Origin of the sequence: Streptomyces sp. S.PB5 (assembly GCF_030403745.1) — a bacterium.
Classification (GTDB): Bacteria; Actinomycetota; Actinomycetes; order Streptomycetales; family Streptomycetaceae; genus Streptomyces.
Genome location: NZ_JAQMWP010000003.1, coordinates 139,896 through 153,807, shown reverse-complemented (window position 1 = coordinate 153,807; position 13,912 = coordinate 139,896). Strand labels below are relative to the sequence as shown.

At 71.5% G+C, this 13,912-nt stretch carries 10 protein-coding genes; 6 read left to right on the top strand and 4 right to left on the bottom strand.

The window, feature by feature from the left end; translation table 11 throughout:
- Nucleotides 1–17 precede the first annotated feature (17 nt).
- Together PH203_RS09530 and PH203_RS09525 are read left to right on the top strand one after the other, a co-directional pair.
- Nucleotides 18–2,012, top strand: coding sequence for a histidine kinase (locus PH203_RS09530; RefSeq protein ID WP_289918577.1), 1,995 nt, complete (start codon nucleotides 18–20; stop codon nucleotides 2,010–2,012).
- 356 nt (nucleotides 2,013–2,368) lie between these two features.
- The gene (locus tag PH203_RS09525; RefSeq protein WP_289918576.1) at nucleotides 2,369–3,064 is read left to right on the top strand and encodes a response regulator transcription factor; all 696 of its coding nucleotides are present in this window, start codon (nucleotides 2,369–2,371) and stop codon (nucleotides 3,062–3,064) included.
- Nucleotides 3,065–3,549: 485 nt separating this feature from the next.
- On the opposite strand, the gene PH203_RS09520 is transcribed toward PH203_RS09525, so the two are convergent.
- From PH203_RS09520 to PH203_RS09510, 3 genes are read right to left on the bottom strand one after another with little or no spacing between them, the layout of a single operon-like run.
- On the bottom strand, nucleotides 3,550–4,143 hold the full coding sequence (locus tag PH203_RS09520; RefSeq protein WP_289918575.1) for a TetR/AcrR family transcriptional regulator: 594 nt from the start codon (nucleotides 4,141–4,143) through the stop codon (nucleotides 3,550–3,552).
- Nucleotides 4,144–4,171: 28 nt separating this feature from the next.
- A complete protein-coding gene (locus PH203_RS09515) occupies nucleotides 4,172–5,839 on the bottom strand; it encodes an AMP-binding protein (RefSeq protein ID WP_289918574.1) in 1,668 nt (555 codons plus the stop codon).
- Nucleotides 5,836–6,609, bottom strand: a complete 774-nt coding sequence (locus PH203_RS09510; RefSeq protein ID WP_289918571.1) for an SDR family oxidoreductase — start codon at nucleotides 6,607–6,609, stop codon at nucleotides 5,836–5,838. The genes PH203_RS09515 and PH203_RS09510 overlap by 4 nt, the downstream gene beginning before the upstream one ends.
- 113 nt (nucleotides 6,610–6,722) lie before the next feature.
- On the opposite strand from PH203_RS09510, the gene PH203_RS09505 reads away from it, so the two are divergent.
- Together PH203_RS09505 and PH203_RS09500 are read left to right on the top strand one after the other, a co-directional pair.
- Nucleotides 6,723–7,955, top strand: coding sequence for a DUF1343 domain-containing protein (locus PH203_RS09505; RefSeq protein ID WP_289918568.1), 1,233 nt, complete (start codon nucleotides 6,723–6,725; stop codon nucleotides 7,953–7,955).
- Between the two features lie 96 nt (nucleotides 7,956–8,051).
- Nucleotides 8,052–9,374, top strand: a complete 1,323-nt coding sequence (locus PH203_RS09500) for a serine-threonine protein kinase (RefSeq protein ID WP_289918566.1) — start codon at nucleotides 8,052–8,054, stop codon at nucleotides 9,372–9,374.
- 17 nt (nucleotides 9,375–9,391) lie between these two features.
- On the opposite strand, the gene PH203_RS09495 is transcribed toward PH203_RS09500, so the two are convergent.
- On the bottom strand, nucleotides 9,392–12,178 hold the full coding sequence (locus PH203_RS09495) for a penicillin acylase family protein (protein ID WP_289918564.1): 2,787 nt from the start codon (nucleotides 12,176–12,178) through the stop codon (nucleotides 9,392–9,394).
- A gap of 222 nt (nucleotides 12,179–12,400) precedes the next feature.
- Between PH203_RS09495 and PH203_RS09490 the strand changes: the two genes are divergently transcribed.
- Both PH203_RS09490 and PH203_RS09485 read left to right on the top strand, forming a co-directional pair.
- Entirely contained in the window at nucleotides 12,401–13,003 is a 603-nt protein-coding gene (locus PH203_RS09490) for a hypothetical protein (RefSeq protein ID WP_289918563.1), read from the top strand.
- 95 nt (nucleotides 13,004–13,098) lie between these two features.
- Nucleotides 13,099–13,827: a 3-keto-5-aminohexanoate cleavage protein gene (locus PH203_RS09485; protein ID WP_289918560.1), complete on the top strand. Its 729-nt coding sequence runs from the start codon at nucleotides 13,099–13,101 to the stop codon at nucleotides 13,825–13,827.
- Nucleotides 13,828–13,912: the final 85 nt, after the last annotated feature.

Genomic DNA, 13,912 nt, shown 5'->3' with positions numbered 1-13,912 from the left:
GCCGGGACGATGGGGGCATGAAGGACCGGCAGGGGCGAACCCGGCGGCGCACGGTGGCGGCGTACGCCCTGCTCGGGCTGGCGCTCGCCCAAGTGGCGGCCGGAGCGGGGCTGTTGGTGGTCGCGGACGTCTCGGCACGGGACCTGGTCCGCTACGACATGGTCGTCGATCTGGCGGTCGGCTTCGCCTACCCCGTCTGCGGTGCCGTCATCGCACTGCACCGGCCGCGCAACCCCATCGGCTGGCTGCTGATCGGATACGGGCTTGGCCATGCCTTCACGGGACTGTCGATCGCCCTCGGCGTCGAGGGGCTGCGGCTGGGCTGGTCCCCGGAGTTGCTGCACGCGATCACGACCGTGGGGCGGCACACCTGGATCGTCGGGAGCTCGTGGGCGTTCGTCTTCGTGTTCTTCCTGTTCCCCGACGGGCGGCTGCCCGACCGCCGCTGGCGCTGGGCACTGGTGCTCCAACTGCTGTCCTCGCCGCTCGACTTCGTGGTCTGGGCCCGGGCCGACTGGGGGCTGTTCAGCGGTACGGCGGCCCAGCCGTCGTACCTCCCGGTGCCGGCCGGATGGCTGCCCGTGCTGCAGCACGTCGAGACCGCCAAGGGCTTTCTCGTCCTGGCCGCGGTGTTCGCCGTCATGACCATGCGCTACCGGCGGGGCGGGGAGCAGGACCGGCGCCGCATGCTGTGGCTGATCGCCGGGATGACCCCGCTGGCGCTGAGCGTGCTGTTCCAGGCCTTCGGCTTCCCCCCGGTCTACACGTCGTTCTGCACCCTGGCGCTTCCGGTCGCCATCATGATCGCCGTGCTCCGTCACGAGCTGCTCGACATCCGAGTCGTCGTCTCGCGGAGCCTGCTGTACGGTGCGCTCACGCTCGGCGTGATCGCCGCCTACGTCGGCCTCGTCGCCTTCGTACAGTCCCAACTGGCCCCGGTCCCCGAGCTTCTCGGCCCCGCGCTGGTCACGGTCACCCTCGCGGTCGCCTTCGAGCCCGCCCGGCGCCGGCTGCAGCGCATGGTGGACCGGACCCTCTACGGCGACCGGCACGACCCGGTGCGCGCGGTCTCCCGCATCGGCGAGCGGCTCGCCGGTACCGGGGTGGGCGGGGTGCCGGAGGCGGTGGGCGAAGCGCTGCGACTGCCGTATGTGTCCGTCGAGTCCAGGTCGGGGGCCGCGAGCGGGAGTTGGGGCACCCCGGCAGGGCCCGTGCACACCGTGCCCCTGGACTACGACGGCCGTACCGTCGGCGGGCTGGTCGTCGGTCTGCGGCCCGGTGAGCAGCAGCCGGCGCCCGCCGATCTGGCCGTCCTGGAGCTGCTCGCCGTCCCGTTGGCGGCCGCGCTGCACGCCACCGATCTGACCCGGCAGCTCCAGCACTCCCGCGAGCGGATCGTCGCGGCGCGGGAGGAGGAGCGCAGACGCATCCGCCGGGATCTGCACGACGGACTGGGTCCGACACTCGCCGGGGCGGCCTTCCAGGCGGACGCGGTACGCAATCTGCTCGCCTTCGACCAGGAGCGGGCGGCCGGTCTGCTCGCGGAGCTGCGGGCCGAGATCGGGGGCGCGGTCGGTGAGATCCGCCGGCTGGTGGACGGGCTGCGACCGCCGGACCTGGACCAGTTGGGGCTGCTCGGGGCGCTGGAGGAGCGCGCGGCGCGGCTGTCCTGGCGGGCGGACGGCATTCCGCTCCAGGTGCGGATCCAGGCTCCGGAGCGGCTGCCGGCGCTGCCCGCGGCGGTGGAGGTGGCCGCGTACCGGATCGCGGTCGAGGCACTCACCAACGCGGCCCGGCACGCCCGGGCCTCGCAGGTGGAGCTGCGGATCGAGATCGGCGAGGGCCTGCGCCTGGAGGTGCGCGACGACGGCGCCCCGGTGAACGGGGAGAGCGAGTGGCGGCCGGGCGTGGGCATCACCTCGATGCAGGAACGCGCGGCCGAACTCGGCGGACGCTGCGTGGCCGACCAGGGGCGGGTGACGGCGACGTTGCCGCTGGGAGGGAGGGCGTGATGGCGGGGGCGGCGGATGGGGCCGGTGAGTGCGCGAGGGCGCGGCCGGCGGTAATGCCGCGCGAGGGGGTGAAGGCGGGGTCGGCTGAAGGGACCGGCGAGGGCGCGAGGGTGCAGCCGATGGCGAGAACCCGCGAGGACGCGAGGGCGGGTGCGGCGGAGAAAACCCGCGAGGGCGTAATGGCGGAGGCGGCGGAAGAAAGCGGCGACGGCACGAGGGCGCAACCCGCGGAGAGACCGCGCGAGGGTGTGAGGGCGGAGGCGGCGGAAGGTACCGGTGAGGGCGCGAGGGCGCAGCCGACGGAGAAAACCCGCGAGGGCACGCGGGCGGGGCGAGCGGAAGGGGGCGGCGATGCCATGAGTGGGGAGACGGCGGAGGGGGGCGGCAGCGACGCGCTGCGGGTCGTGCTGGCCGACGACCACCCCGTGGTCCGTACCGGGCTCGCCGCGCTGCTGGAGTCGGTCCGGGACGGGAGTCCCCCGGTGCGGGTCGTCGGGGTGGCGGCCAGCGGGCGGGAGGCCGTACGGGCCGCCGTGACGCTGCGCCCGCAGGTGATGGTGATGGACATCCGGATGCCGGACCAGAACGGCATCGAGGCGACCCGGGAGATCGCCCGGGTCGCCCCGGCCGTGGCCGTCCTGATGCTCACCATGGTCGAGGAGGACGACTCGGTCTTCGCGGCCATGCGGGCCGGCGCCCGGGGCTATGTGCTCAAGGGGGCCGGGCAGGACGAGATCGTCCGGGCGATCCGGGCGGTGGCCGCCGGTGAGGCGATCTTCGGGCCCGGGGTGGCACGGCGGGTGCTCGGCCAGCTGGGGCGGCCGCTGCCGCAGCCCGATCCGTGTCCGACGCTCACCCCCCGGGAGCGGGACGTGCTGACGCTGATCGCGGAGGGGCAGCCCAACGGGGTGGTGGCCGCGCGGCTCGGACTGTCCCCCAAGACGGTCAGCAACCACATGTCGGCGGTCCTGGCGAAGCTCGGCGTCGCCGACCGCGCGGAGGCGGCGGCCTGGGCCCGGGAGGCCGGGCTGGGGCCTGCCACGGAGACCTAGGGGCCTGTCACGGAGACCTGGGCGCCCATCGGGAGGCCTTGGAACCGTCACCGAGACCTGGGCGCCCGTCAGGAGGCCTCGGGCCCGTCAGGGAACCTGGGCGCGGGAAGCGGTTGGGGCCCGTCAGGGGACGCTGAAGAGCCTGGGAGGGGACCTGGGCCCCAGAACGAGGCCCCGGCCCCGCCAAGAACCCGCGTGCGGGAAGAGGCCTCGGACCGTCAGGCAACCCGGGCGCGGGAAGCGGTTGGGGCCCGTCACGGGACGCTGAAGAGCCTGGGAGGGGACCTGGGCCCCAGAACGAGGCCCCGGCCCCGCCAGGAACCCGCGTGCGGGAGGAGGCCTCGGACCGGCACGGAACCCGCGTGCGGGAAGGGGCTGGGGCCCGTCACGGGACGCTGGAGAGCCTGGGAGGGAGCCTGCTGGCCCGGGGACGGGACCTGGAGCCCGGGAGGAGGGCTCGGGCCAGGGGCGAGGCCTCGGACCCGTCAGGGGCGCAGGGCTCTGAGCAGGAGGTCTGCCAGGTGGTCGGCGACCTCCTGGGGGCTCATCGGGCCGTCGGGGCGGTACCAGGTCGACAGGTGGTGGACCGAGCCGAAGTGGTAGTCGACGACCAGGTCCGCGGGGGTGGCGGTGGAGAAGACGCCGGTCGCCTGGCCCTCCTCGACGAGCGCGCGGAACTGCTCGTGGTAGCGCCGGCGCTCGGCGCGGACCTGCTTGTTCTTCTCCGGGCTGAGGTGGTGCATGGAGCGGAAGAAGATCATCGCGTCGTCGAGGTTCTCGATCGTCGTGACGACGACATCCGCGGCGGCACCCCTGAGGCGCTTCTCGATCGGCTCGTCGGAGCTGGAGAAGGCGTCGAGGCGCTCCTGCTGGACGCGCAGCACGCGCGCGTACACCTCGTGCAGGAGGTCGTCCTTGGAGCCGAAGTAGTGGTACAGCGCCCCCTTGGTGACGCCGGCCGCCTCGACGATCTCCTGCACGGAGGTGCGGTCGTAGCCCTGCTCGGCGAAGAGCCGGGTGGCGGCGGCCAGCAGCCGCTGCGGGACGGGCGTACCGTCCCCGTCCGTCGTCCTGGCCACTTGGTCGCCACCTGCCCTTCCGTTCGTGCTATTGCTCGTTCTGCCTGCGCGAACGCAGTTCCCGCCGGAGGATCTTCCCACTTGCCGTCTTCGGCAGGTCGGACAGGATCTCCACCTGCCTCGGGTATTTGTAGGCGGCCAGTCTCTCCTTGCAGTACACCGCGACTTCATCCGGGTCCGTGTCGGCACCCGGACGCAGGCTGATGTACGCCTTCACGGTCTCCCCGCGGTACCCGTCGGGCACCCCGACGACGGCCGCCTCGCGCACCGCCGGGTGGGTGTACAGCACGTCCTCGACCTCGCGCGGCCACACCTTGAAGCCGGACGCGTTGATCATGTCCTTCTTGCGGTCGACGACGTACAGCCAGCCCCGCTCGTCCATGAACCCGATGTCGCCGGTGCGCAGCTCGCCGTCCGGGAAGGTCTCGGCGGTGGCGTCGGGCCGCCGCCAGTAGCCGGGCACGACCTGCGGCCCGCGCACGAGGATCTCGCCCTGCTCGCCGAAGGGCACCTCGGCGCCCTGGTCGTCGACGATCCGTACGACCGTCTGCGGTCCCGGCACACCCACGGCCAGTGTCCCGGAGGCCGGGTCGACGGGCGCCTCCAGCTGGGGCGGCACGGAGGCGCAGGGGGCACTGCACTCGGTCAGCCCGTAGCCGTTGCGGATGTACGGCCCGAAACCCGCCCGGAACTTCTCCACCAGGGCGGGCGGCACGGGCGCGCCGCCGGAGGAGATGTTCACGAAGGACGAGAAGTGGTCCGGGGTGGCGTCCGGGTGGGCGGCCAGCGCCATGAAAGCGGTGGAGGGGCCGACCGTGTAGTGCGGCCGGTGCTCGGCGAACGCCTCCAGCACGACTCCCGCCTCGAAGCGGTACGTCAGCACGAGCGTGCCCGCGCTGTTGAGACACGCCCCGAGCTGGCAGACCATCCCGGTGATGTGGAACAGGGGCGCGAGCGCGTGGTAGACGGGCGCGTCCGGCAGCGGGAGGCCCGTCCGCTGCCGCTCGGCGTTGTACATGATGTTGGCGTGGGTGTTGGTGGCGCCCTTGGGGGTGCCGCTGGTGCCCGAGGTGTAGCTGATGAGCGCGATGTCCGACGGATCGGGGTCGCGGTGCGCGGGCGCCCGGTGCCCCGCGCGGGCCACGCTGGTCAGGTCGTCGGCGTCGGCGGCCTGTGGCAGCCGCTCGAAGGCCAGCACGCGCGCGTCACCGCGAGTTTGGAAGTCCAGCTCACACCCGGTGAGCACGATCCGCACCGGCGAGTCCGCCGCCGTCTCGCGCAGATACGACTCCCAGGCCCGGTCGGAGCAGATCAGCGCGGCCACGTCGGCGTCCCGCAGCACGTGGGTCACCTCGCCCGACTTGTACATGGGGTTGACGGGCACGACGGTCGCTCCGGCCTTCCAGGCACCGAGGAGGGCGAGCACGAAGAGCGGGGAGTTCTGCAGCAGGACCGCCACCCGGTCGCCCCGCTCCAGGCCGCGGGCGGCGAGGTGCCCGGCGACGGAGTCGCTGAGCTCGTCGACCTCGGAAAAGGTGAGACGGCCGTCGAAGTAGGCGAGGAAGTCGCGGTCCGGGGTCGTGGCGACGACGCGGCGCAGGGCGTGCACGAGGGAGTCGTCGGGGTCGATCGGGGCGCGCTGGGCGTCGCTGAGCAGGGCCACCCAGGGCTTGGCGGCGTACCGGGACCCGGTCACTGCAGCTCCTCCCACTTCTGCTGGAGGTGGTTCATGTTGCCGAGCCAGCGGTCGGGGTCTGCGGCCCGGGCCTGGTAGTACTCGGCGACCTCGGGGTGCGGCAGGATCAGGAACCGGTCCTCGGCGATGCCCTTGAAGAGGGCCTCCGCGACATCGTCCGGCTCGACGGCCGTCGGCTTGAGGACGAGGTCGCCCGCGCTGCCGGTGGCGCTGAGCATGTCGGTGCGCACACCCTGCGGGCAGATGGCGTGGACCTTGATCCCCCGGTGCCGGTACGTCAGCGACAGATACTCGGCGAAGGCGTACGCCCCGTGCTTGGTGACGCTGTAGGGCGCGGCCCCGATCATCGTGAGCAGTCCGGCGGCGGAGACGGTGGACACGAACCGCCCGTGGCCGCGCTCCAGCCAGGCGGGGAGCAGTGCATGGGCGGCACGCACGTGTGCCATGACGTTGACGTCCCAGGACAGCTCCCAGGCCCTGGCGTCGGCGAGGTCGTCGACCTCGGGGCCGCCGAAGGCGACACCGGCGTTGGCGCAGTAGACGTCGACGGTGCCGCCGAGGGCGGAACGGGCTTCGCCGACGACGGTGGAGGCATCTCCGGGAACCGCGATCCCGCCGATCTCACCGGCGACGGCCTCGGCCTTGGCGGCGTCCAGGTCATTGACGACGACGCGGGCCCCTTCGGCGGCGAACCGCCGGGCAAGGGCAGCGCCGATGCCCCCTCCGGCCCCCGTGACGACGACACCTGCGCCCTGAACGGCTTCCACCATCGGTCTCCTTCGACTGCGGCTCTGCGGAGACGGCCAGACTAACCGGTCGGTATGTTCACAGGAAGGGGGTCGGGTCATTCCCCGCGACCCGCGGGAGCAATACCGTGCACCTCATGCGCCTATCCAGACGAGCTCTCCTCGCAGCGACCACGGCAGCAGCCTCCCTCACCTCCACTCCCCCGGCCGCCGCGAAGCCCCACCGCTTCCGAACCGGCTTCGAGAACCTCACCGCATCCGGCTACGCCCGGCTCAGCGGCCGGCGCGTCGGCATCGTCACCAACCCCACCGGCATCACCCGCGACGCCCGCCACATCGTCGACGTGATGCACGCCGACCCGAGGGTGAACCTGACGGCCGTCTTCGGCCCCGAGCACGGCTTCCGGGGCACCGCCCAGGCCGGCGGCTCCGAGGGCCGCTACGACGACCCCGCGACCGGGCTCCCGGTCTACGACACGTACCTCAAGAGCGGTCAGCCGCTCGCCGACATCTTCACCGCCGCCCCCGTCGACACGGTCGTCTTCGACATCCAGGACGTCGGCGCCCGCTTCTACACCTACATCTGGACGCTGTACGACTGCATGGAGGCGGCCCAGCTGGCCGGCAAGCGGTTCGTCGTGCTCGACCGGCCGAACCCGGTGACCGGACGCGCGGCCCAAGGGCCCGTCCTGCACAAGGAGTTCGCCACGTTCGTGGGACGGCAGCCCGTCTCGCAGGCGCACGGCATGACCGTCGCGGAGCTGGCGCGGCTGTTCAACGGCGAGTTCCTGACGACGCCGGTCCCCCTGGAGACCGTGCTGATGTCGGGGTGGAAGCGGTCGGAGTTCTACGACGCGTCCGGGCTGCCGTGGGTGCCGCCGAGCCCCAACATGCCGACCCCGGACACCGCGTTGGTGTACTCGGGGACGTGCCTCTTCGAGGGGACGAACCTCTCGGAGGGACGGGGGACCACGCGCCCCTTCGAACTGCTCGGCGCGGAGGGCATCGACGGGCGCTGGGCGGCCGCCGCAGGCGAACTCGGCCTGCCCGGTGTGCACTTCAGGGAGGCGTACTTCGCGCCCACGTTCTCCAAGTTCCAGGGGAAGACCGTCGGGGGTGTGCAGATCCATGTGCACGACCGGGCGGCGTACGACCCGGTCCGCACCGGGATCGGCCTGCTCGTGACCGCCAAGCGGGTGTGGAGCGGCTTCGCCTGGCGCGCCGACAACTGGATCGACAAGCTCACCGGCTCCACGCAGGTACGCACCGCGATCGACGCGGGTGCCGCCCCGGACGAGGTGGTGGCGGGCTGGCAGGAGGAGCTCGCCGCGTTCCGGGCGACCCGCAGGGAGTACCTCCTGTACAGATGATCCCCCGGCGACAGAGACGTGAAGTATGGCCAACTTCGCCCCTCGGTAGGACGATGCGACCGCATCGCACCACTTCGGGGGACAAGGGGGCCTGCCATGGCGGATCCGGCGATGAGTGTGAGTCCGTACTGGGAGCTGACGTTCGACGCGGACGGCGACCCGGACGGCAGGCGGCGGGACCGGCTCATCGCCGGGGTCGCGGAGCACGGCGTCAAGGATCTGATCGTCTTCGCGCACGGCTGGAACAGCGACCGTTCCGGCGCGACACGGCTCTACAACCGCTTCTTCGCGCCGATCCCGGAGCTGGCGCCGAACGCGAAGCTCGGGTTCGCGGGTGTGGTGTGGCCGTCGATGCGGTTCTGCGACGAGCCGATCCCGGACTTCCCGCGGTCCGTGGCCGCCGAGTCGGTCCGGCGCCCGGCGCTCGACAAGGACACCCGGCACGCGCTCCTGGACACCTTCCCTGGGCGGGCGACCGTCGTCGACCAGATCGCGCGGCTCCTCGACCAGCAGCCGCGCGAGGAGGCCGAGTTGGAGGAGTTCGGGCGGCTGGTGCGGATGCTGGTCGAGCCGGTGCCGCCGGGGCCGCAGGCGCTGTTCGGGGCGGACACGCTCGCGGAGGGGGTGCCGCAGAGCGAGCCGGACATGTTCTCCGGATCGGTGGCGGCGGTCTGCGAGGACTTCGCACACGCGCTGATGCGGCTGGAGTCGCCGGACGCGGACGCCACGGCGGGGTTCACGATGCCCAACCTCTGGGACGGCGCGCACGAGTTGCTGCGGCAGGCGACGTACTACGCGATGAAGCGGCGCGCGGGGACCGTCGGCGAGCGTGGGCTCGGGCGGGTCGTCGGGCAGCTCGCCGCGAAGGCACCCGGGGTGCGGGTGCATCTGGTCGGGCACAGCTTCGGCGGGCGGCTGGTGTCGTTCGCGCTGCGCGGGCTGCCCGAGGGGGTGCGCACGGTGAAGTCCGTGACGTTGCTCCAAGCGGCCTTCTCGCACTACGCGTTCGCGACCCGGCTGCCGCACGACGCACGCGCGGGAGGGGTGCTGCAGGGCCAGCAGAACCGTATCGACGGCCCGTTGGTGTGCTGCTTCTCCCGGCACGACTCGGCGCTGAGCACGATATATCCGCTGGCCTCCCGGATGGCCGGGAGCGCCCAGGGGATCGCCGGGGTCGACATCGCGCGGATGCTGGGCGCCAAGTGGGGCGCGATGGGCTTCGACGGGGTGCAGGCGGTGCCGGGTACGCGCGCGTGGAAGCTCGCCGAGGCGCTCAGGACGACGTTGCCCGCCTCGGGGTGCGTCAACATCGACGTGGCCGAGGTGGTCAGACGGGGCGGAGCGCCGACCGGGGCGCACAGCGACATCGTGCACCGGGAGCTGGCGCAGGTGGTGCTGGCGGCGGGCCGCATCAAGTGACCCGCCGCCGCTGACCGTCACCTGTGTGACGTGAACTCCACGACCTGCTGGTAGGTCGGCCGGTTCTGCCAGCTGATGTTGTAGTGCTTGATGCCGCCGAGGGTGCGCTGGACGATCGAGTCGGCGCACCACTGGTTGCCCGCCGAGCACAGGTCGTCACCCGGGTAGACCTGGGCCGCGGTCTTGCCGGCCGCCGTCTTCAGGGTGCTGATCAGGATGTCCCGGCAGGCGCTGAGGCTGCCGCCGCCGCAGTACTTGTTCGCGAGCGGTCCCTGCACGGTCTCGCCGAGCACCGCGCGGATGTCCTTGTCGACATAGGACCACCAGCCGTACTGGAAGGCGCTTCCCGCGTGCGAGCCGGTCGGGCCGTGCGCGGCCGAAGGCGACTCGTCGACGGGCAGGTTGGCCTGGAAGGCGGTGAACAGGTCGCTGCCGAGGCCCGGTTTGAACTCGGCCTCCACCAGCAGCGGCCACCAGGCGTCCAGGATGCGGATCGCGTCCGCGTGGGCGTACGTCTTCGAACCCGCCGACGTCTCCGTGCGCTTGCCGCCCGCGGTGAGCCAGGTCTGGAGCTTGGTCACCGCCGCGGCGGCCGTGGAGTCGGTGACCGTACTGCTGTTGATGACCTTCAGCAGGTCCGGCAGCACGTCCTCCGCGCGCAGGTCGGCGATGGCCGCGTCTGCCATGGCCTTCACCAGCGAGACCCGGGTGACACCGCCCGCGGCGACGAGTTTCTTCACGCGGTCCTCCAGGAGGTTGCCGCGATGCACCGAGCCGTCGCCCCAGGGTGCGGTCGTGTAGTCCTTCGCCTGTTTGTTGTTCCAGGAGATGTAGTAGTCCTGGTCGATGGAGTTGGGGTGGGCCGAAGGCGCCGTGTAGTCGGCGGTGTTGGTCGTCGGGTTCCAGTTCCTCCACTCGTACGCCGCCTGCGCCCGCACCGGGAACTCGGGGTCGACGCCGCTCGCGCGCACGGGGTTGTCGCCGCTGTTGTAGTACGCGGTGTGCGTGGAGTCGGCGTAGAACCAGTTGAAGGTGTAGTTGATGTGCTGCACCGCGCTCTGGAAGGTCTGCGGGCTCTTGACGTAGTCGGGGTCGTTCAGCATCTGGAAGCCGATGATCGAGTCGGCCTCGTGCATGTACGACGAGCGCAGGGTCGTGTAGGCGACCTTCTTGCCGCCGACGGTCGCCCGGTAGGCGACGGGGCCGTACTTCGTCTTCCAGACCCGCATCGTGTACGACCCGGCGGCGGTGCCGTCGGCCGTGGTCGGGGCCCAGGAGTTCTTCTGTTCGATCTTCTCCATGGCCGTGCAGGTGCCGTGGTACAGGTAGTGGTAGTCGTCCTGGCACAGCTCGACGGCGTAGGTGTCGATGATGTCCTGGCCGGAAGTCGTGGCGGACCACGAGTAGTCCTGGCCGCGGCCGAGTTCGACGTACATGCTCAGACCCGCGAAGGAGGCGCCGCGGGCGCTGATGCCCGGGCCCTGGATCTCCTGGAGCATGAGCAGCTGGGGCGCGAAGTAGCCGGTCTGCGGGCCGAAGACGGCGACCGGGTGGCCGCTCGCGGTGTGGGCGCCGCTGACCACGAGGGCGTTGGACATGCCGCGCTTGGCTGAGGTGAGGGCGTTCGCGGTGGCCGTGGCGGCGGCCTCGGTGGCGCTCTGGTCGCCGCCGGTGCCGGTCGGGTCGTAGACCAGCGGCTCGGTGGCCACGGAGCCGGCGTCGGGCAGGGCCTCGCCCTGCGGGGTGGTGGGCTTGGTGGCGTACGGGAAGCTCTCGCCGTTGTGGACGGTGAGGACCGCCTCGGGGTCGTTGCGCTCGCGGAAGGACTCCCAGACCTCGGTGCCCTTGGTCACGCCGTACTGCTCCTGGGCGGCGAGCAGCGATATCGCGTTGTTGACCTCGCCGCCGCCCCCCGAGCCGAACAGGGCGCCGATGACGGAGGCCAGCGCGACCAGGTCGGTGAGCTTGAAGTGCTCGATGGTGCCGGCGTTGGTGATGGAGTCCTTGTGGCCGGTCAGGACGTACTCGCCGGGGAAGTAGCGGCCGCTGTCGGAGGCGTCGATGTAGGCGTTGATGCCCGCGATGTAGGCGTTGGCATCGGCGAGGGCCTGCCGGCCGCGGGTGCCGTTGCTGGCGACGGCGTTGTCGATCTGCGCCTGGAGGTCGGCCTCGCTGTAGGGGGCGTTGCGCCAGAACTGCTGCTCAAGGCCCTGGTTGGAGGGGGCGCCGCCCGCGAAGGTGGTCAGCTGGCCGCGGCCGACATGGCGGAAGACGTCCATGAGCCACAGGCGGTCCTGAGCAGCCGCGTAGCCCGCTCCGTACTCAGTGCCGTATCTGGTGGTACCGGTGATGTGCGGCACGCCCGTCTTCTTGTCGCGGACGATCGTCACATCGGTCCGGCCGCCCGGCTTGAGCGTGGAGGCGACTTGATCGGACGGGACGCCGAAGGAGGCGTCGTTGAAGAAGTTGTTGATCGTCGCGTTGGTGAGCGACGGATAGCCCTTGGCCAGGTTGGCGTAGGGGCCGAGCTGGTCCTCGGCGTGCTCGGGCTGGCTGCCGAAGGCCTGGTTGAGGAGGATCTGGGCGAGGGTGGCGTTGCCGTTCTGGCCGGGCGGCAGGATGTCCGAGCACTGACTGCCGCAGTAGTCGTTCGCGGCCGCCGCCTCGGCGGCCGCGGCCGTTTGGCCAAGAGGGGACAAAAGACCGGCAATCAGGGCGCATACGGATGCGGTCTTCAGGAACCCGCTGACTGAACCGGGAGTTCTCAGTCTGTCGAGTGCGGTGCGTGAGGTGCGCCGTGGCATGGCAGCTCCTACCGACGGGAGTTGAGTCGGACGTTACCGCCGGTATCCCCGGGTTCGAAGATGAACATGCGTCAAGTTTTGGTAGCCGATCCGGAGGCTGATGGGAGGCATCGGAAATCGGATGGAGCCGAATCGCGTGTCGATACGTCTATTCGGCGACGTCCGAACGACGACGCCGAAGTGACCGAAGTACAGGTGCAGGTGTGACGGAGGTGCAGGGCGATGGCCGGTTTCCGGAGTCTGGCGAGACAGGTGCGAGATCCGCGGTGCGATCTGGCACTGCGGAGGTACTCGCTGCGGAAGTGCCTGGAGCGGTTCGCTCCCTACGGGCACAGGGCGACCTGGGACCACTTGTGCTCCCGGGCCGGGTTCGGTCCTGAGGACCGGTCCCCCGATCCTGCGCGGCTCGTGGCCGCGTTGGACGAGCTGGAAGAGGCGCGTTCGGTCTGGCTGGCCTATGAGGTCGAGTTCGCCGAGCGGCGCAGGAAGGAAAAGCACGACGGGCTGCGCAGGCCGGGCAGTGTCGACGACTGGCACCGGCTGACCTGGGGCGGTTTCGGAGTGGCGTGGTGCGACGACCCGCGGCTCCACCCCCGTGAACCGCTGGCCGAGGTGCTGCGCAGGCTGATCTCCGCGTTGGAGCGTGAACCGGGTTCGGTGTGCCCGGTGTGCCGCGGAGAGCGGTTGAGCTGGAAGTACGACCTGGCCCACGAACCCTCCTCGGGCCCGGTCTGCACGGACTGCGGGATCGTGGTGCCGCGTCCGGTGCTGACGTCCGAGGCCCTGGCGGCGTCCAGGCGTGGACGGTTGCTGGTGTCCGCCTGAGCGAGTGGTGCGACCGGGGGTGCGCCGGGGATGCCGCACCCCCTCTTTGACTCGTCCCGCCACACCTTGTCAGTGGCGGCTGGCACCATTTGGGCATGGTTCAGGTGTGTCTCAACGGGGTCCGCGGGGCCGTCGACGGGGCGGCCGTGCCGTTGTCGCCGGAGGCGATGGCCGAGGCGGCGGCTGCGGCTGTCGCGGCCGGGGCCACGGACATTCACGTACACCCCAAGTCTCCTTGCGGAAACGACACCTTGTCGCCTCGGGTGCTCGCGGTGACCCTGGAGGCGATACGGGCCCGGGTGTCGGTGCCGGTGGGAGTGACCACGGGGGTCTGGGCCGAGCCTGATCCGGTGCGGCGGCTGGAGCGGGTGCGGGGCTGGACCGTGCTTCCCGATCATGCCTCGGTGAACTGGCACGAGGCGGGGGCCGAAGAGCTGGCCGCGCTGCTCATCGAGCGGGGCGTGGGGGTCGAGGCGGGGATCTGGTCCGGGACGGACGGGGCCGCCCGGTTCGCCGTTTCGCCGGTCGGGGGGCGGGTGCTCCGGGTGCTGGCCGAGGTGACCGACACGTCGGCGGTGAGTGCGCAGGACACGGCGCGGGAGCTGTTGGCCGAGGTGGGGGACGCTCGGGGGCGGCCTGTGCTGCTGCACGGTGAGGACGGTGGGGCCTGGCCGGTGCTGCGGTTGGCCGGGAGGTTGGGGCTGGCTACGCGGATCGGGCTGGAGGACACGTTGGTCCTGCCGGGCGGGGAGTCTGCGTCGTCCAACGCCCAGTTGGTGGCCGCGGGGTTGGTGCAGTACGGGTGGGCGCGGCGGTCTTCGTAGCGCGGGCACGGAGTTCGGGACGGTAGCAGGGGGAATTCCGGTGGTTCCAGTCGTTTCGGGTGCGGAGAGTTGGGGGCGATGAAAA